This window comes from Stenotrophomonas daejeonensis (genome assembly GCF_001431505.1).
In the GTDB taxonomy this organism is placed as follows: domain Bacteria; phylum Pseudomonadota; class Gammaproteobacteria; order Xanthomonadales; family Xanthomonadaceae; genus Stenotrophomonas; species Stenotrophomonas daejeonensis.
In genome coordinates this window covers 18,128-35,923 of the sequence record NZ_LDJP01000074.1, presented here as the reverse complement: position 1 = coordinate 35,923, position 17,796 = coordinate 18,128, and the positions used below count along the sequence as shown (strand labels likewise).

At 68.4% G+C, this 17,796-nt stretch carries 15 protein-coding genes; 11 read left to right on the top strand and 4 right to left on the bottom strand.

Annotated features, from left to right (window positions below; all coding sequences use genetic code 11):
• The first annotated feature begins 6 nt into the window (after positions 1-6).
• Entirely contained in the window at positions 7-1,452 is a 1,446-nt protein-coding gene (gene tldD / locus ABB34_RS12360) for a metalloprotease TldD (RefSeq protein ID WP_057641638.1), read from the top strand.
• 140 nt (positions 1,453-1,592) lie between these two features.
• Here tldD and yjgA read toward each other — a convergent pair whose 3' ends face one another.
• Positions 1,593-2,180 (bottom strand): ribosome biogenesis factor YjgA, encoded by a 588-nt coding sequence (gene yjgA, locus ABB34_RS12355; protein WP_057641637.1) that lies wholly within the window; start codon positions 2,178-2,180, stop codon positions 1,593-1,595.
• A gap of 217 nt (positions 2,181-2,397) precedes the next feature.
• Here yjgA and pmbA point away from each other — a divergent pair, with 217 nt between their 5' ends.
• Both pmbA and ABB34_RS12345 read left to right on the top strand, forming a co-directional pair.
• Complete coding sequence (pmbA, locus tag ABB34_RS12350; RefSeq protein ID WP_057641636.1) at positions 2,398-3,765, top strand: metalloprotease PmbA; 1,368 nt, start codon at positions 2,398-2,400, stop codon at positions 3,763-3,765.
• A 94-nt stretch (positions 3,766-3,859) separates the two neighbouring features.
• A complete protein-coding gene (locus tag ABB34_RS12345; protein WP_057641635.1) occupies positions 3,860-4,237 on the top strand; it encodes a DUF4870 domain-containing protein in 378 nt (125 codons plus the stop codon).
• A 208-nt stretch (positions 4,238-4,445) separates the two neighbouring features.
• Here ABB34_RS12345 and ABB34_RS12340 read toward each other — a convergent pair whose 3' ends face one another.
• From ABB34_RS12340 to ABB34_RS12330, 3 genes are read right to left on the bottom strand one after another with little or no spacing between them, the layout of a single operon-like run.
• The gene (locus tag ABB34_RS12340; protein WP_057641634.1) at positions 4,446-6,014 is read right to left on the bottom strand and encodes a pseudouridine synthase; all 1,569 of its coding nucleotides are present in this window, start codon (positions 6,012-6,014) and stop codon (positions 4,446-4,448) included.
• Positions 6,011-6,862 carry an SMC-Scp complex subunit ScpB gene (gene scpB, locus ABB34_RS12335; RefSeq protein ID WP_057641633.1) on the bottom strand — a complete coding sequence of 284 codons (852 nt, stop codon included), beginning with the start codon at positions 6,860-6,862 and terminating at the stop codon, positions 6,011-6,013. Before scpB ends, ABB34_RS12340 begins: the two co-directional genes overlap by 4 nt.
• Before the next feature lie 24 nt (positions 6,863-6,886).
• Entirely contained in the window at positions 6,887-7,795 is a 909-nt protein-coding gene (locus ABB34_RS12330; RefSeq protein WP_057641632.1) for a segregation and condensation protein A, read from the bottom strand.
• Between the two features lie 350 nt (positions 7,796-8,145).
• Between ABB34_RS12330 and ABB34_RS12325 the strand changes: the two genes are divergently transcribed.
• From ABB34_RS12325 to ABB34_RS12290, 8 genes are all read left to right on the top strand, one after another.
• Positions 8,146-8,445, top strand: a complete 300-nt coding sequence (locus ABB34_RS12325; protein WP_057641631.1) for a YciI family protein — start codon at positions 8,146-8,148, stop codon at positions 8,443-8,445.
• Complete coding sequence (locus ABB34_RS12320; RefSeq protein ID WP_057641630.1) at positions 8,442-8,714, top strand: BolA family protein; 273 nt, start codon at positions 8,442-8,444, stop codon at positions 8,712-8,714. Before ABB34_RS12325 ends, ABB34_RS12320 begins: the two co-directional genes overlap by 4 nt.
• Before the next feature lie 296 nt (positions 8,715-9,010).
• Positions 9,011-10,030, top strand: a complete 1,020-nt coding sequence (locus ABB34_RS12315; protein WP_057641629.1) for a LacI family DNA-binding transcriptional regulator — start codon at positions 9,011-9,013, stop codon at positions 10,028-10,030.
• A 72-nt stretch (positions 10,031-10,102) separates the two neighbouring features.
• Positions 10,103-13,069, top strand: coding sequence for a TonB-dependent receptor (locus ABB34_RS12310; protein ID WP_057641628.1), 2,967 nt, complete (start codon positions 10,103-10,105; stop codon positions 13,067-13,069).
• A gap of 144 nt (positions 13,070-13,213) precedes the next feature.
• On the top strand, positions 13,214-14,776 hold the full coding sequence (locus tag ABB34_RS12305) for a glucoamylase family protein (protein WP_425478982.1): 1,563 nt from the start codon (positions 13,214-13,216) through the stop codon (positions 14,774-14,776).
• Between the two features lie 12 nt (positions 14,777-14,788).
• Positions 14,789-16,054, top strand: a complete 1,266-nt coding sequence (locus ABB34_RS12300) for a sugar ABC transporter substrate-binding protein (RefSeq protein ID WP_484600319.1) — start codon at positions 14,789-14,791, stop codon at positions 16,052-16,054.
• A complete protein-coding gene (locus ABB34_RS12295; protein WP_057641625.1) occupies positions 16,051-16,932 on the top strand; it encodes a carbohydrate ABC transporter permease in 882 nt (293 codons plus the stop codon). Before ABB34_RS12300 ends, ABB34_RS12295 begins: the two co-directional genes overlap by 4 nt.
• The gene (locus ABB34_RS12290; RefSeq protein WP_057641624.1) at positions 16,929-17,765 is read left to right on the top strand and encodes a carbohydrate ABC transporter permease; all 837 of its coding nucleotides are present in this window, start codon (positions 16,929-16,931) and stop codon (positions 17,763-17,765) included. The genes ABB34_RS12295 and ABB34_RS12290 overlap by 4 nt, the downstream gene beginning before the upstream one ends.
• The last annotated feature ends 31 nt before the right edge of the window (positions 17,766-17,796 follow it).

Sequence of the window (17,796 nt, the reverse complement as noted above, 5' to 3'; positions counted from 1 at the left end):
GGTGCCATGACCGACAACGCCCTTGCCCTCGCCGAATCCCGCCTGCTGTTGCCCGCCGGGCTGGACGCCAACCGCCTCGAACGCACCTTCGGCACCCTGCTGGGGCCGGGCATCGACTTCGGCGACCTGTATTTCCAGCATTCGCGGCGCGAGAGCTGGAGCGTGGAGGACGGCATCGTCAAGGACGGCGCGCACTCCATCGAACAGGGCGTGGGCGTGCGCGCCATCGCCGGCGAAAAGACCGGCTTCGCCTATTCCGACGACATCCAGCCGGCGGCGCTGCTGGCCGCGGCGCAATCGGCGCGGGCGATCTCGCGCGATGGCGGCACCTGCAACGCCAATGCGCTGGTGCGCGGCAACGGCCGCGCCCTGTACCCGGCGCTGGACCCGGTGGACGGCCTCGGCAACGAGGCCAAGGTCCAGGTGCTCAAGCGCCTGGACCGCTACCTGCGCGCGGCCGACCCGCGCGTGCAGCAGGTGATGGTGAGCCTGTCCGGCGGCGTGGACACGGTGCTGGTCGCGCGCAGCGACGGCGTGCTGGCCGCCGACGTGCGCCCGCTGGTGCGGCTGAACGTGCAGGTCATCGTCGAGCAGGACGGACGCCGCGAATCCGGCTATGCCGGCGGCGGTGGCCGCTACGGCTACGAGGAACTGTTCGCCGGCGAGCGCCCCGAGGCCTTCGCCCGCGAGGCGCTGCGGCAGGCGCTGGTCAACCTCGAGGCGATCCCGGCGCCGGCCGGGGTGATGCCGGTGGTACTGGGGCCGGGCTGGCCCGGCGTGCTGCTGCACGAGGCGGTCGGCCACGGCCTGGAGGGCGACTTCAACCGCAAGGGCACCAGCGTCTACGCCGGCCGCATCGGCGAGCGCGTGGCCTCGCCGGGCGTGACCATCGTCGACGACGGCACGCTCGATGGCCGTCGCGGCTCGCTCAACATCGACGACGAGGGCACCCCGACCCAATGCACCACGCTGATCGAGGACGGCATCCTGGTCGGCTACATGCAGGACACGCTCAACGCGCGCCTGATGGGCGTGGCACCGACCGGCAACGGCCGTCGCGAATCGTTCGCGCACATGACCATGCCGCGCATGACCAACACCTACATGCGTGCCGGGCAGCATGACCCGCAGGAAATGATCCGTTCGGTGAAGAAGGGCCTGTACGCGGTCAACTTCGGCGGCGGCCAGGTCGACATCACCAGCGGCAAGTACGTGTTCTCGGCGACCGAGGCCTACCTGATCGAGGACGGCAAGGTCACCGCGCCGGTGAAGGGCGCCACCCTGATCGGCAATGGCCCGGAAACCATGCAGAAGGTGCGCATGGTCGGCAACGACCTGGCGCTGGACGAGGGCGTGGGCATCTGTGGCAAGGACGGGCAGAGCGTGCCGGTGGGCGTGGGCCAGCCGTCGCTGCTGATCGACGGGCTTACCGTGGGTGGTACGCAGGCGTAGGCCGCCACCTGTCGTGGATGCGGGGCTTGCCCCGCATGGCGGATTTCCGTGAAAGCTTCGCGTGGGGCAAGCCCGCGCCTACGTTTCGGGACCCCGCATGGCGCATCCGCGGGAAAGCCTCGTGTGGGGCAAGCCCACCCCTACGATTCGTCGGCCTCGTCATCGACGTCGTGCCCGGCGTCTTCGTCATCCAGCCCGACCGCCGCCTGCGCCGGCAGCATCAGCTCGCGCAGCACCTGGTAAATCTCGCGGAACGCGCGCGGCGGCTTGTTCTTCGCCTTTTCCGCCAGCGCATTGCGCACCAATGTACGCAGTTGCTGGCGGTCGGCTTGCGGGTATTCGTCCAGCAATTCGGCCAGCGCCACGTCGCCTTCGGCCAGCAAGCGCTCACGCACGTGCTCGATGCGATGCATCAGCGCCACCGCGCGCTTGGAGGTTTCGCTGTTGGCCTCCAGTGCGTCGCGGATGGCTTCCAGCACGGCGTCGTCCTCGCGCCGCATCTGCTTGGCCAGGAACGCCAGCTGGCGCTTGCGCGCGCCGTGCGCGGTGATGCGCTTGCTGTACTCGATGTGCTCCAGCAGGTCCTCGGGTATCGGCAGGCGCGCCAACTGCGCGGCGGTCAACTCCACCAGTTTCTCGCCCAGCGCCAGTACCTCCAGCGCCTCGCGCCGGTTCTGGCTGCGGCTCTCGCTGAAAAATTCGCCGGTTTCCTCGTCGCGTCCGCGCATTGCCTTGTTACTCGATTAAAGTTCGTGTGTACCGCAGCCTGCTTTGGAAAGCCCCTCTCCCTCCGGGAGAGGGGTTGGGGTGAGGGTACGGGCGAAGCCTCGTGCCATCAGGTAGTGCGAGGCTTCGCCCGTACCCTCATCCGGCGCTTCGCGCCACCTTCTCCCGAGAGGAGAAGGAAATCATCGGCTTCGGCTGGATTTTCGAAAGGATAAAGCATTGAACACCAACCCCACCGAAACCCGCGCCACCGACGACAGCCTGCAACGGCTGGAGCAACTGGCCGGCATCTCGCAGCGGCTGCTGGAAAAGGCCCGTGCGCTCGGCGCCAGCCAGGCCGAAGTCAGCTGCAGCGAAGACCGCGGCATGGACGTGAACGTACGCCTGGGCGAGGTGGAGACGGTCGAATCCACCCATGACCGCGGCATCGCCGTCACCGTCTATTTCGGCCAGCGCAAGGGCAGCGCCAGCACCGCCGACCTGCAGGAAACCAGCCTCGACGCCACCGTCGCCCAGGCCTGCGCCATCGCCCGCCATACCGAGGACGATCCGGCCGCCGGGCTGGCCGATGCCGCGCTGATGGCGCGCGAATTCCCCGACCTGGACACCTGGCACCCGTGGGCGCTGGACGCACGCCACGCGGTCGACCTGGCGCTGGCCTGCGAGGCGGCCGGGCGCGAGGCCGATGCCCGCATCGGCAACTCCGATGGGGCCTCGGTGGCGACCGCGCAGAGCCTGTCGGTCTATGCCAATTCGCACGGCTTCATCGGCCGCGAGCGCAGCAGCCACCATTCCATCGGCTGCGCGCTGATCGCCGGGCAGGGTGACGGCATGCAGCGCGACGGCTGGTACAGCAGCGCGATCGCCCATGCCGACCTGCAGGACCCGCAGGCCATCGGCCGGCGCGCGGCCGAGCGCACCGTCGCCCGCCTGCAACCGCGCTCGCTGCCGACCGGGCAGGTGCCGGTGCTGTTCGCCGCCGAGGTGGCGCGCTCGCTGGTCGGCCACCTGCTCTCGGCCGTTTCCGGCGGCGCACTGTACCGCCGCGCCAGCTTCCTGCTCGACAGCGTGGGGACGCGGCTGTTCCCGGAGTGGTTCGCCATCGACGAGCAACCGCTGCTGCGCCACGGCCTGCGCTCGACCGCATTCGACGGCGAAGGCGTGGCCACCCGCGACTCGGCGCTGGTGACCGGCGGCGTGCTGCAGCGTTACGTGCTGGGCAGCTATTCGGCGCGCAAGCTGGGCCTGCACACCACCGCCAATGCCGGTGGCGTGCACAACCTGAAGGTGGCGGCCAACGCCGGCGGCCTGCCATCGCTGCTGTCCGGCATGGGCAGCGGCCTGCTGGTCACCGAACTGATGGGGCAGGGCGTCAACGGCGTGACCGGCGACTATTCGCGCGGTGCCGCCGGTTTCTGGGTCGAGAACGGGCAGGTGGCCTATTCCGTGGACGGCGTCACCATTGCCGGCAACCTGAAGCAGATGTTCGCCGGCATCGAGGCGGTGGGCAGCGACGTCGATCCGCGCTCACACGTCGCCACCGGCTCGATATTGATCGGAAAGATGACCGTGGCGGGCAACGATTGAAGTATTCTTTCGCTGCTGCGGAACCAGCATGATCGGTACGCGGGAGATTGCAGTTCACCACCCACATACGGACCAACAGGAAAAGGGGAGTTTCATGAGCGATTTCGACAACCTCACCACGCCGCCGCCGGCACCGGAGGGCGAGGTCCCGCAGGATCAGCGCACGATGGCGCTGCTGGCGCACATCCTCGGCATCTTCACCGGCTTCATCGGCTCGCTGATCATCTGGCTGGTCAACAAGGACAACCCGGAAAAGGGCTTCGTCACCGACCAGGCCAAGGAGGCGCTGAATTTCCAGATCACCCTGATCATCGCCTCCTTCGTCTCCGGCATCCTCACGCTGGTGCTGATCGGCTTCCTGATGCTGGCGGCCATCGGCATCGCCAACCTGGTGCTGTGCATCCTGGCCGCGATGAAGGCCAACAACGGCGAAGCCTACCGCTACCCGTTCGCGCTGCGCCTGATCAAGTAATCCAGCGGCAACGCGAAACGAAAAGGCCCGGGATTCTTCCCGGGCCTTTTTCGTTCACGGCTCTCTATTTGTGCTTTTGTAGGAGCGACGTCAGTCGCGACCGGAACTTCACCGGAAAAGCTTCGTCGCGACTGACGTCGCTCCTGCAAACACAGAAGCAAATGCATGAAACGAAGCCCCGTTTCCGGGGCTTCGTTCCGCATGCGGATCAACCGCCGCGCGGGCCGCCGCGGCGATTGCCGCCACCCGGCGGACGGCCACCGGGACCGCCACTCGGGCGGTTGCCGCCGCGCGGGCCACCCGGGCCACGATTTCCGCCGCCGGGACGACCGCCCGCCGGGCGCGCGCCATACGGGCTGAACGCCGGGGTGGCATGGTCGGACGGGAAGCTCGGGGCATTGCCCGGATGCCCATAGGGATGCTTGCGCTGGCCCTGCTGCGCACCGGCTGCGGCGCCGGGGCCGCGCCCCTTGCCTTGGCCTTGGCCCTGACCGGCGAAGCCGCCACGGCTCTGGCCGCCACCGGCACCGGGCTTGCCACCCTTGCCGCCACCCGGACGGCCAGTGCCGCGTGCGCCGGGACCGGCGTTGCGGTGGCCGCTGGGGCCGGTGCTCACGCCCTCGGGCACGTACCAGGTACGGAATGCGGCCGGGTTGCCTTCCGGCAGGCTGCGGTCACCCTTGACCTTGCGCTGCTTGAACGGCTTCTGCGACTGCTTGGCCGCCGCTTCGCCGCTGACGGTCAGGCCGCCCTTGAAGCCGCCCTTGCCGCGGCCACGGCCGCGGTCCTCGCGCACGTTGTCGAAGCGCCGCAGCTCGCGGCCTTCGTCGGCGGTGTTGTGGCCGTTGACGTAGGCATTGCCGTGGCCGCCCTCGCGGCCGACGCGCACGGTGGTCTTGGCCGCCCTGCGCTGGCCGATCACCGGCTGCAGGGTCAGCGCCGACGGCGTGCCTTCCTCCAGCTTCAGCTCGGCGCGCAGTGCCTCGACCTGGGCGGCCGGCAGTTCCTGCGACTGGCCGCGCAGCAGTGGCTGCGGCAGGCCGACCTTGCCGTAGCGGGTACGCTTGAGGCGGCTGACCTGGCAGCCCTGCGACTCCCACAGTCGGCGCACCTCGCGGTTGCGGCCTTCCTTGACCACCACGCGGAACCAGTCGTGCGAGTCGGTGCCGCCGATGCGCTCGATCTCGTCGAACCTGGCCGGGCCGTCTTCCAGCGCCACGCCGCGGGCGAGGCGGTCGACGATGTTGTCCGGCACCTTCTCCTGGCCTTCCGGGGCGCGCACGCGCACCACGTATTCGCGCTCGACCTCGAAGGACGGGTGCATCATCGCGTTGGCCAGCTCGCCGTCGGTGGTCAGCAGCAGCAGGCCGGTGGTGTTGATGTCGAGGCGGCCGATGGCGATCCAGCGGGCGCCCTTGAGCGTCGGCAGCGCCTCGAACACGGTCGGGCGGCCTTCGGGGTCCTCGCGGGTGGTCACTTCGCCTTCGGGCTTGTTGTAGATCAGCACGCGCGCCGGCTCGGTCAGCGCGCTGGCGACGAAGCTGCGGCCGTCGAGGTCGATCCTGTCGCCGCTCTTGACCGACATGCCGGTCTGCGCGACTTCGCCGTTGACCTTGACCAGGCCGTCGGCGATGCGCTGTTCCAGCGCGCGGCGCGAGCCGAGGCCGGCCTGCGCCAGCACCTTGTGCAGGCGTTCTTCCAGCCTGGGCTGTTCGGCGGCGGCTTCGCGCTTGAGCGAGAGCTTGTTCAACGACAGCTTGCGGGGGGTGTCACTCATTCTGTTTGGCTCCGGCCGGCATCTGTCTGCTCGGCCTCTGGTTCGGGATCGGCTTCGTCAACAGCCACGGTCGTCGTCGCGACGGCGTTGTTTCCGGTGTCTTCCACTTCCGCCGCGCGCTCTCCCGGCGCGGCGTCGGGTTCGCCCGTGGGGGCGGTGTCTTCATCGGCATCCCCGGCGGGCGGGGTGGCCTCGGTATCGCCATCGGCTTGACCTGTGGCGTCGGTGTCCGTGCCGGCGTCTTCCGGCGTACCCGCGCCGGCGGCCAGCGGCGCGGCCGGCTGGCCGTCGTCGCCCAGCGGCAACTGCGGTTCCAGCTCGCCGATGTCGCGCAGTTCGGACAGCGGCGGCAGTTCGTCCAGCCGCTTCAGGCCGAAATAATCGAGGAAGCCGCGGGTGGTGCCAAACAGCGCCGGCCGGCCCGGCACGTCGCGGTGGCCGACCACGCGGATCCACTCGCGCTCTTCCAGCGCCTGGATGATGTTGCTGCTGACCGCCACGCCACGCACCTGCTCGATCTCGCCGCGGGTGATGGGCTGGCGATAGGCGATCAGCGCCAGCGTTTCCAGCGTGGCGCGGGTGTAACGGGTCTTGCGCTCGGTCCACAGGCGGCTGACCCAGCCATGCACCTCGCGGGTGACCTGGTAGCGGAAGCCGGAGGCGACCTCGACCAGTTCCACGCCGCGCCCGTCGCAGGCCTCGCGCAGTTGCTCCAACGCGCGTTCGATGCTGCCCGGCGGCGCCGGCTGCTCCTCCGGGAACAGCTCCTGCAACTGCGCCAGCGTCAACGGCTGGCTGGACGCCAGCAGCGCGCCTTCGACGATGCGGTTTATCAGTGCTTGATCCATGCGTCGGATGAGTCGGGGTTGGGCTCAGGGTGCGTCGTTGTTGTCGAATTCGCCATCATCGAATTCGCTCGAAAACTGCAGCGGCGCGTTGGTGTTGCCGGAAGCCAGCGACTTCACGTAGATCGGCGCCAGCGGTGCCTCCTGCACGATGTCCAGCAACTGCTCCTTGGCCAGCTCCAGCAGCGCCAGGAAGGTCACCAGCACGCCGAGCTTGCCTTCCTCGGCGGTGAACAGGCTCTCGAAGCGCTGAAACTTGCCGTCCTCCAGCAGCTCCAGCACGTCGCCCATGCGCTGGCGCACGCTCAGCGCCTCGCGCTTGATCGCGTGGCCGCTGAACAGCTCGGCGCGCTTGAGCACGTCGTGCAGGGCCAGCAGCATTTCCTTCAGGTCCACCGGCGGCGGCAGCTTCACCGTGGCGCGGTCGGGCACGAAGGCATGCGCCAGCGTGGTGTCGCGGTCCTGCCGGGGCAGGGCGTCGATGTCCTCGGCGGCCTGCTTGAAGCGCTCGTACTCCTGCAGGCGCCGCACCAGCTCGGCGCGCGGGTCGGCTTCCTCGCCGTCCTCGCTGGGCGGGCGCGGCAGCAGCATCCGCGACTTGATCTCGGCCAGCATCGCGGCCATCACCAGGTACTCGGCCGCCAGCTCGAAGCGCAGCTCCTGCATGACGTTGATGTACTCGACGTACTGCTTGGTGATCTCGGCCACCGGGATGTCGAGGATGTCCAGGTTCTGCCGGCGGATCAGGTACAGCAGCAGGTCCAGCGGGCCCTCGAAGGCGTCGAGGATGACTTCCAGCGCATCCGGCGGGATGTACAAGTCCTGCGGGATCTGCAGTACCGGCTGGCCATGCACCACCGCCAGCGGCATTTCCTGCTGCTGCGGAACGGTGGGCGGCGCTGGCGGGTTCGCGACGGACGCGAGTTCGGAAGTCATCAGGGCGACATCGGGTGTTGCGAGCCTTATGTGTTCCGGGTTCCCGCCCGGAGCAGGGTCCTGCCTTCAGCAATTGCGAATCGTGCGCACCGGCCGGCGCGCGTGCACATCAACAACGCGACATGCCGCTGGGTCAATGCGGCAACGTCATCACGAGGAGGTCGTCATACGCAGGCCGGGGAGGGAGGCGGAACGGTCGGACGGCGGTGGCCTTGCCTGCCGCCGCACCGGGCCGCTACGGGCCGGCTGCGTGCAATGCTGCAAAGAGTAATCGCCCCGGGCCGCCGGTGTCCAGCCTTGGCGCTAGACTGGCCACCTTCGCATTCATCAGTGGCAAGGAGAGTGGACCGGTGTGGTACGTGATCGAAGGGCATGACGGCGAGCAGGTGCTGGCCGCGCGCATGCAGGCAAGGGCCGCCCATTTGGAACGGCTGCAGGCGCTGCTGGACGAGGGCAGGCTGCTGCTGGCCGGCCCGTGCCCGGCCATCGACGCCGAGGACCCCGGCGAGGCCGGCTTCAGCGGCAGCGTGGTGATCGCCAGCTTCGACGACCTGGCCGCCGCCCGCGCCTGGGCCGATGCCGACCCCTACGTTGCCGCCGGCGTCTACCACCGCGTGGACGTGCGCCCGTTCCGCAAGGTGCTGCCGTGAGCCGGGTGGAGCGGATCGAGGCGGCCCTGCGCGCGGCCTTCGCGCCGCAACGGCTGGAAGTGGAGGACGACAGCCACCGCCACGCCGGCCATGCCGGCGCACGCGACGGGCGTGGGCATTTCAACGTCAGCATCGTCAGCGAGGCCTTCGCCGGCAAGGCGCCGCTGGCGCGCCACCGCGCGGTCTACGCGGCCCTTGGCGAGATGATGCAGACCGATATCCATGCGCTGGCGATCAAGGCGCAGACCCCGGCGGAAGCGGGGACCTGACCTGTCTTGTAGATGCGGGGCTTGCCCCGCATGGGGCATTCCCGGGAAAACCCGTGCCGGGCAAGCCCGGCACCTGCGAAGCAATCTTGTAGATGCGGGGCTCGCCCCGCATGGCGCTTTGCCGGGAGAGCGTCATGCGACAAGCCCCGCATCCACGGTCCGCGAGGGAGAGACAGATTTGTCCTTGTCAGGACAAAATGCGTCCTCCTCGTGACTTCAGCGTGTAACGAATCGTTTACAACCTGCATTGGAAACGATTACAGTCGCCGCGACCCCGGCCTGCGGAGGGCACAGCGGTGGCGAAACCGGCAATCACCATCAAGGACGTTGCCCGCGAGGCGAACGTCTCGGTCGCCACCGTGTCGCGCGCGCTCAACGGCCATGACAACGTCGCCGCGCCGGTGCGTCAGACGGTGCTGGAGGTGGCCCGCCGGCTGCGCTACACCCCGCATGCCGCCGCGCGCAGCCTGAGCAGCCGCAGTACCCAGACCCTCGGCCTGGTGCTGCCGGACCTGCACGGCGAATTCTTTTCCGAACTGATGCGCGGCATCGACGGCGTGGCGCGCGCGCACCGCCGGCACCTGCTGGTATCCAGCTACCACGGCGATCCGGAGCAGCAGGGCGCCGCATTGCAGGCCATGCGCGGGCGGGTCGATGGCCTGCTGGTCATGTCGCCGGGCACCGCCGCCCCCGGTTTCCTGGTGGACAACCTGCCGGCGCTGCCCACGGTGCTGATCAACACGCCGATGCCGGACGGGCAATACCCGGTGTTCGGGATCGACGACCATGCCGGCGCGATGGCCATGACCCGCCATCTGCTCGACCTCGGCCACCGCCGCATCGCCTTCATCGCCGGCCCCGGCCACAACCACGACGCCCGCGGGCGCCTGCGCGGCTTCCGCGATGCGATGGCCGCGGCAGGCGTGGACGCGGAAGGCCGGGTGCTGCCCGGCGGCTTCGACGAGGCCTCCGGGCACCGCGCCGGGCTGGCGCTGCTGCAGGACGGGCCGCTGCCCGATGCGGTGTTCGCGGCCAACGACATGATGGCGCTCGGCTGCCTGTACGCCTTCAACCAGGCCGGGGTGAAGGTGCCCGCGCAGGTGGCGCTGGCCGGCTTCGACGATATCCCGCTGGCACGTTTCGTTCACCCGTCATTGACCACGATGCGGATCAGCATTGCCGATCTCGGCGAGCGGGCGACCTCGCACCTGCTGCAGTTGATCGACGATGGCGCAGCGATGCCGCCCGTCCCCGCCGCGACGCTGGTTCCAACCCTGGTCACGCGCGACTCGACGGCTGTCCAGGGACCGCCCTGAGCCGGTGCCCGCCAAGGGCACCGCACCACCGAACCGAATGGCAGCCCTGCTGCCGCACCCGGAGAGCAGCACATGAACCGTCACACCACCCGCAAGACCCGTCCGTCCCGCAAGCTGCTCAGCTGCGCGCTGGCCAGTTGCCTGCTGCTGGGCGCCGCACCCGCGTTCGCGCAAAGCACCGGCGCCACCATCCGCGGCCAGGTGATGGCCGATTCGGCGCCGGCCGGGCAGGCCCGGGTGACCGCCACCAACCTCGCCACCGGCCTGAGCCGCAGCGTGCAGAGCACGGCCAGCGGCAACTACGCGCTGGCCGGCCTGCCGCCGGGCACCTACCGCGTGGACGTCGAGGCCGGCGGCGCGAGCAGCAGCCAGAACGTCACCGTGCAGGTGGGCCAGACCGCGACCATGAACCTCGGCGTCGGCGGCGTCGCCGAAAGCGGGCAGGGCGGGGCGGCCACCACGCTGGATGCGGTGCAGGTGACGGCGCAGGCGCCGATCGAGACCCGCACCTCGGAAATCGCCACCTACATCACCCCGCAGCAGATCCAGGCGCTGCCGCAGGGCACGCGCAACTTCCTGGCCTTCGCCGACACCGTGCCGGGCATGAGCTTCGAGCAGAACCCGTCCAACGGCGCGACCAAGCTGCGCGGCGGCGTGCAGAGCGCCAACAACGTCAACGTCTACATCGACGGCATCGGCCAGAAGAACTACGTCACCCAGGGCGGCCTGACCGGGCAGGATTCCAGCCGCGGCAATCCGTTCCCGCAGCTGGCCATCGGCGAGTACAAGGTCATCACCTCCAACTACAAGGCCGAGTACGACCAGATCAGCTCGGCGGCGGTGACCGCGGCGACCCGCTCCGGCGGCAACGATTTCTCCGGCTCGTTCTTCTGGGACTACACCAACCAGGACTGGCGCGAGCCGCGCGAAAGCGAGAAGGACGGCGTCGGCAAGACCCGTTCCAGCGAGAAGCAGTACGGCGCGGCGTTCGGCGGCCCGATCGTCAAGGACAAGGCGCACTTCTTCGTCACCTACGAGGCCAAGGAATACAACGCGCCGCAGGACCTGACCCCCGGCGAGGGCCGGGCCGCGGCGGACCTGCCGCCGGCATGGCGCGACCAGCTTGGCGCGGCCAGCACGCCGTTCAAGGAAGACCTGTACTTCGGCAAGCTGGACTGGTCGATCAACGACGAGAACCTGGTCGACCTGAGCTACAAGCGCCGCGAGGAAAGCGACATCGGCAACGTCGGCGGGCAGAGCGCGCGCAGCTACGGCACCGACGCCGGCGTCGACGAGGACCGCTACGACCTGCACTGGCAGTTCTCCAACACCAACTGGCTCAACGACGCCCACCTGACCTACGAGAAGGCGTTCTGGAGCATGGCGCCGGCCAACTACGGCAACGGCATGGTGCTGACCGATGGCTCGTCCAACGACGGCAAGCAGATCTTCCGCATCGGCGCCGGCAACGGCGGCCTGCAGGACAAGGGCCAGAAGGGCTGGTCGTTCCAGAACGACACCACCTTCTTCGGCTGGGAAGGGCATACCGTCAAGGCCGGCGTGAAGTACAAGCAGGTGGACCTGGACACCACCGAGCAGCAGCCCTACAACCCGCAGTTCTACTACGACATCAACCAGGGCGGGGCGGTGCCGTATTTCGTCCGCTTCGGCAGCCCGGCGGCCGGCACCAGCGGCGGCACGGTCACCTCGAAGAACAAGCAGTTCGGCCTCTACATCCAGGACGACTGGGAGGTCACCGAGCGCCTGACCCTGAACCTCGGCCTGCGCTGGGACTACGAGGAAACCCCGTCGTACCTGGACTACGCCACCGATGCCGACGTGCTGGCCGCGCTCGCCACCCAGGACCCGCAGGACGGCGCGGCGGCGGGCCAGACCTATGCGCAGACACTGGCGCTGGGCGGCATCGACATCAACCGTTTCATCAGCACCGGCAACAACCGCAAGGCGTTCAAGGATGCCATCCAGCCGCGCATCGGTTTCTCCTACGACTTCACCGGCGACGAACGCCACGTGCTGTTCGGCGGCATCGGCCGCTCCTACGACCGCAACCTGTTCGACTACCTGCAGCTGGAACTGACCAAGGCGACGTTCCCGACCCGCGAGTTCAAGATCAACTCGCCCGGCCACGCCTGCGACCCGGCGGCCAGCGACTGCCTGGACTGGAGCACGCAGCTGCTCGACCGCGACTACCTGATGTCGCTGGTGGATTCGTCGCAGGCCGGCCGCGAAGTGTGGATGTTCGACAACGACCTGAAGACGCCGTACTCGGACCAGATCAGCCTCGGCATGCGCAACACCTTCGCGCTGATGGGGCATGACTGGAACACCTCGGCCACCCTGCAGCACATCCGTTACAAGAACGGCCTGCTGATCATGCGCGGCAACCGCCGCGGCGACGGCAGCTACTACAACGATGCGGGCAGCCCGTGGAGCGGCGCCAACCCGCCGGGGCTGGGCGGGCTGATCCTGGCGACCAACGGCTTCGAGTCGAAGAGCAACGCGCTGCTGCTCAGCGCCGACAAGCCCTACACGGCCGAGAGCCCGTGGAACTTCAACGTCGCCTATACCTTCACCGATGCCAAACAGAACATCCACGAGAAGGACCCGGTGTACGGCTGGTACTTCCCGGGCGGTGGCTGGTACGACGGTGCGTGGGCGCCCCGCCACCGGCTGGTGATGAGCGGCTTCACCGACCTGCCGTGGGGCATGAACGTGTCCGGCAAGCTGACCCTGGCCAGCAAGATCAAGCGCTGGGACGTCGACGGCACCGGCGGCTACGAACACCCGCGCAGCTGGGAGCCGGACGGCAACCTCGGCTTCAAGCAGTTCGACATGTCGCTGACCAAGACCTGGGATACCGGCACCGACCTCAAGCTGAAGGTCCGTGCCGACGTGATCAACGTGTTCAACTGGACCAATTGGGGCGGCTATGGCATCAACTGGAATACCGGCGTGATCAACAGCTGGGACCAGTATGCGACCCGCACCTTCAAATTGTCCTTCGGCCTGGACTGGTAAGGCCCGGCGCCCGGCCGCCCTTGGCGGCGGCCGGGGCGCCCGTCTGCCGGCATCCGCGTCACCCAACGGCTCCACCCAACGGAAAGCGTCTTGAGCAACCCGCGCACCACCCAACTGCTGTCGAGTACCGCCGCCGGCCTCGCGCTGGGCCTGCTCGGCGGGTGCGGCAAGCCACCGCCCGAGCCGGCCACTCCCAAGGTGCCGCCACAGGTGATCCTGATCGAGGCCGACCTGCCGCCGCGGCCGATGAAGCCGGAGCTGCCGCCGCTGTTCGACGACATCGAGCGGCGCACCTTCCAGTTCTTCTGGGACACCACCAACGAGCAGAACGGGCTGACCCCGGACCGCTACCCGTCGCGGCCGTTCGCGTCCATCGCCTCGGTGGGCTTCGCGCTGACCGCCTATCCGATCGGCATCGAGAACGGCTGGGTCAGCCGCACCCAGGCGGTGGACCGCACCCTGGCCACGCTGCGCTTCTTCCGCGACGTGCCCACCGGCCCGCAATCCACCGGCAAGGCCGGCTACAAGGGCTTCTACTACCACTTCCTGGACATGCGCGATGGCCGCCGCTACGACAGCTGGGTGGAGCTTTCCAGCGTGGACACCGCGCTGCTGATGATGGGCGTGCTGTTCGCGCAGTCGTACTACGACGGCAACGACCCGCGCGAAAAGGAGATCCGGCAGGTCGCCGACACGCTCTACAGGCGCGTGGACTGGCAGTGGCTGCAGCGCAACAAGCCGCTGGTGTCGATGGGCTGGTTCCCCGAGAGCGGCTTCATCCAGCACGACTGGATGGGCTACAACGAGGCGATGATGCTCTACGTGCTGGCGCTGGGCTCGCCGACGCACCCGGTCGGGCCGGATGCGTGGACGGTGTGGACGCGTACCTACGACAACGACTGGGGCGTGTTCCAGGGCCAGGAATACCTTTCCTTCGGGCCGCTGTTCGGGCACCAGTACAGCCACGTGTGGATCGATTTCCGCGACCTGCAGGACGCCTACATGCGCGAACGCGGCATCGACTACTTCCTCAACAGCCGCCGCGCCACCCTGGCCCAGCGCGAGTACGCCATCGCCAACCCGATGCAGTGGAAGGACTACGGCGAGAACGTGTGGGGCCTGACCGCCGGCGATGGCCCGCAGAACACCACCCAGGAGTACAAGGGCGAGCAGCGCCAGTTCCGCCATTACTCGGCGCGCGGCGCCGGCCTGCGCGAGAACTTCGACGACGGCACCATCGTACCCTCGGCGGCGATTTCCTCGCTGCCGTTCGCGCCGGAAGTGGTGATCCCGGCCACGCAGGAAATGCACAAGCGCTACGGCGACTACCTGTATTCCAGCTACGGCTTCCTCGATTCGTTCAACCCCAGCTTCAACTACGACATCCCGCTCAAGACCGGGCGGCTGATCCCGAACCGCGGCTGGGTGGCCAGCGACTACATCGCCATCGACCAGGGGCCGATCCTGGCCGGCATCGCCAACTACCGCGACGAATTCGTCTGGAACGTGATGAAGAAGAACCCGTACATCCGCAAGGGCATGGAGCGGGCCGGCTTCAGCGGCGGCTGGCTGCTGCCGGAAGGCGAGGACTGGCAGCCGTTGCAGAAGGACGAAAAGGCCGCCTCGGCGCGCGCGGTGGGCATCGCCGAGTCGCGCGCGGCCGCCGCGCAGGAGCAGAAAGCGGCCACGCCACGGCCGCAGCAATAGGGAATGACGATGCTGCGCCTGGCCACGTTGCTGTGCCTTATCCTGCTGGCCGCCTGCGCGCGGCCGCAGCAGGGCACCACGCTGCGCTTCTGGGCGATGGGGCGCGAGGCCGAGGTGGTCGGCGAACTGGTGCGCGAGTTCGAGGCCGAGCATCCCGGCATCCGCGTGGAGGTGCAGAACATCCCGTGGACCGCCGCGCACGAGAAGCTGTTGACCGCCTATGCCGCCGACGGCCTGCCGGACCTGTGCCAGCTCGGCAACACCTGGGTGCCCGAATTCGCCACGCTGCAGGCGCTGACGCCATTGCAGCCCTGGGTGGATGCTTCCGATGAAGTCGCGCCGCAGGATTATTTTCCCGGCATCTGGAACACCAACGTCATCGACGAGCAGCTGGTCGGCATACCGTGGTACGTGGACACGCGGCTGCTGTTCTACCGCAAGGACCTGCTGCGCGAGGCCGGCTACGACCACCCGCCGCGCGACTGGGCCGAGTGGGAACGGATGAACGCCGCGCTTAAGCAGCGCATGGGGGCGGACCGCTACCCGGTGCTGATGCCGCTCAACGAGTTCGAGCCGCAGCTGTCGCTGGCGCTGCAGCAGGACGACCCGCTGTTGCGCGACGATGACACGCGCGGCAACTTTCGCAGCCCAGGCTTCCGCCGCGCGTTGGGCTTTTACGCCAACATGTACCAGCAGGGCTGGGCGCCGAAGATGTCCGAGACGCAGATCTCCAACGTCTGGGACGAGTTCTTCCGCGGCTTCACCGCGTTCTACCTGTCCGGGCCGTGGAACATCCGCGAGTTCAACAAGCGCCAGCCGCCGTCGCTGCAGGGCGAGTGGGGCACCGCGCCGCTGCCCGGGCCCGATGGCCCCGGCGCCGGCATCGCCGGTGGCACCAGCCTGGTGGTGTTCCGCTCCTCGCGGCACAAGGAAGCGGCATGGCAGCTGATTGAATTCCTGTCGCGGCCGGCGATGCAGCAACGCCTGCACGCCATCATCGGCGACCTGCCACCGCGCCGCAGCGCCTGGCATTCGCCGCAACTGGCCGACGACCCGCTGGCCGCGGCGTTCCGCGACCAGCTGGAGCGGGTCAAGCCCACGCCCAAGGTGCTGGAATGGGAGCGCATCGCGCAGGAGATGCGCATCGTCACCGAACAGGTGGTGCGCGGCGGGCTGGCGCAGGACGCCGCGGTCACGCAACTGGATGACCGCGTGGACGCGATCCTCGCCAAGCGGCGCTGGATCGTCGATCAGCAAGCGCAGGAGACGCCACGATGAAGCGCGGCAGGCTCGCCGGCTGGGTATTCGCCGCCCCCGCGCTGATCGTCATCGGCGTGTTCTTCGGCCTGCCGGTGCTGTCGGCGCTGGCGCTGAGCCTGACCGACTTCGACCTGTACGCGCTGGCCGACCCGCACAACCTGCGCTTCATCGGCCTGGACAACTACCTGGACCTGCTGCGCACGCCGATATTCTGGAAGTCGCTGGGCAATACCGCGTACTTCGTGGCGATCGGCGTGCCCCTGTCGATCGCCGTGTCGCTCGGCGCGGCGATGCTGCTCAACGCACCTGTGACGCGCTGCAAGGCGTTGTTCCGCACCGCGCTGTTCGCGCCGGTGGTGACCACGCTGGTGGCGGTGGCGGTGATCTGGCGCTACCTGTTCCACACCCGCTACGGGCTGGTGAACTGGACGCTGGGGCAGGCGGGCATCGACCCGGTGGACTGGCTGGGCGACCCGCACTGGGCGATGCCGACCATCATCCTGTTCGCCGTGTGGAAGAACTTCGGCTACAACATGGTGATCTTCCTGGCCGGCCTGCAGGCGATCCCGAAGGACCTGTACGAGGCCGCGCGCATCGACGGCGCCTCGCGCTGGAAGCAGTTCCTGCACATCACCCTGCCGATGCTCGGGCCGGTGCTGCTGGTGGTCGGGGTCATTACCGTCTCGGGCTACTTCCAGCTGTTCGCCGAACCCTACGTGATGACCCGCGGCGACCCGCTGCAGAGCACGGTGAGCGTGCTGTATTTCATGTTCGAGGAAGGCTTCAAGTGGTGGAACCTGGGCCGCGCCTCGGCGGTGGCGTTCCTGCTGTTCCTGATCATCCTCGGCGTGACCACGCTGATGCTGCGCTTTGGCCGGCGCAAGGAGCTGGTATGAGTCGCGAAATCGGCCAATCGCGCGGATACGGCTGGTGGGTCAACGGCGCGTTGCTGGTATTGGCCGTCGTCAGCCTGGCGCCGCTGGCGTGGATGCTGTCGGTATCGTTCATGCCCGGCGGGCAGGCGTCGCAGTTCCCGCCGCCGCTGCTGCCCTCGCGCATCACCGCCGACAACTACCGCGAGCTGTTCGCGCGTACCGGCATGGCCGGCAACTTCCTCAACAGCCTGGGCATGTCGCTGGGCATCACCTTGGGCTCGCTGCTGCTCAACACGCTGGCCGGCTATGCCTTCGCCAAGCTGCGCTTCGCCGGCCGCGAGCGGGTGTTCCAGCTGCTGCTGGCGGCGCTGGTGATCCCTGCGCAGGTGGCGATGCTGCCACTGTTCCTGCTGATGAAGCAGCTGGGGCTGGTCAACACCTGGGGCGGGGTGGTGGTGCCGGCGCTGGCCAGCGTGTTCGGCATCTTTCTGGTGCGGCAGTACGCGCGCTCGATCCCCGACGAGCTGCTGGAGGCCGCGCGCATCGACGGCGCCAGCGAGGCGCGCATCTTCTTCCGGATCGTGCTGCCGATGCTCAAGCCGGTGCTGGTGACGCTGGCGATCTTCACCTTCATGGGCGCATGGAACGACTTCATGTGGCCGCTGATCGTGCTGACCGACCAGCAGCATTACACCTTGCCGGTAGCGCTGGCCTCGCTCGCGCGCGAGCACATCATGGACGTGGAGATGATGATGGCCGGCGCGGTCATCACCGTGCTGCCGGTGCTGCTGCTGTTCCTGCTGCTGCAGCGCTACTACATCCAGGGCCTGCTGCTGGGCAGCGTGAAAGGGTAGGAGCGCACCTTGGTGCGCGATGAAACTTTCC

What these genes read in the sequence shown, in the direction of transcription:
- tldD (WP_057641638.1), top strand. Translation starts at nt 7, where the DNA reads ATGACCGACAACGCCCTTGCCCTCGCCGAATCCCGCCTGCTGTTGCCC.
- yjgA (WP_057641637.1), bottom strand. Translation starts at nt 2,180, where the DNA reads ATGCGCGGACGCGACGAGGAAACCGGCGAATTTTTCAGCGAGAGCCGC.
- ABB34_RS12345 (WP_057641635.1), top strand. Translation starts at nt 3,860, where the DNA reads ATGAGCGATTTCGACAACCTCACCACGCCGCCGCCGGCACCGGAGGGC.
- ABB34_RS12340 (WP_057641634.1), bottom strand. Translation starts at nt 6,014, where the DNA reads ATGAGTGACACCCCCCGCAAGCTGTCGTTGAACAAGCTCTCGCTCAAG.
- scpB (WP_057641633.1), bottom strand. Translation starts at nt 6,862, where the DNA reads ATGGATCAAGCACTGATAAACCGCATCGTCGAAGGCGCGCTGCTGGCG.
- ABB34_RS12330 (WP_057641632.1), bottom strand. Translation starts at nt 7,795, where the DNA reads ATGACTTCCGAACTCGCGTCCGTCGCGAACCCGCCAGCGCCGCCCACC.
- ABB34_RS12310 (WP_057641628.1), top strand. Translation starts at nt 10,103, where the DNA reads ATGAACCGTCACACCACCCGCAAGACCCGTCCGTCCCGCAAGCTGCTC.
- ABB34_RS12295 (WP_057641625.1), top strand. Translation starts at nt 16,051, where the DNA reads ATGAAGCGCGGCAGGCTCGCCGGCTGGGTATTCGCCGCCCCCGCGCTG.
- ABB34_RS12290 (WP_057641624.1), top strand. Translation starts at nt 16,929, where the DNA reads ATGAGTCGCGAAATCGGCCAATCGCGCGGATACGGCTGGTGGGTCAAC.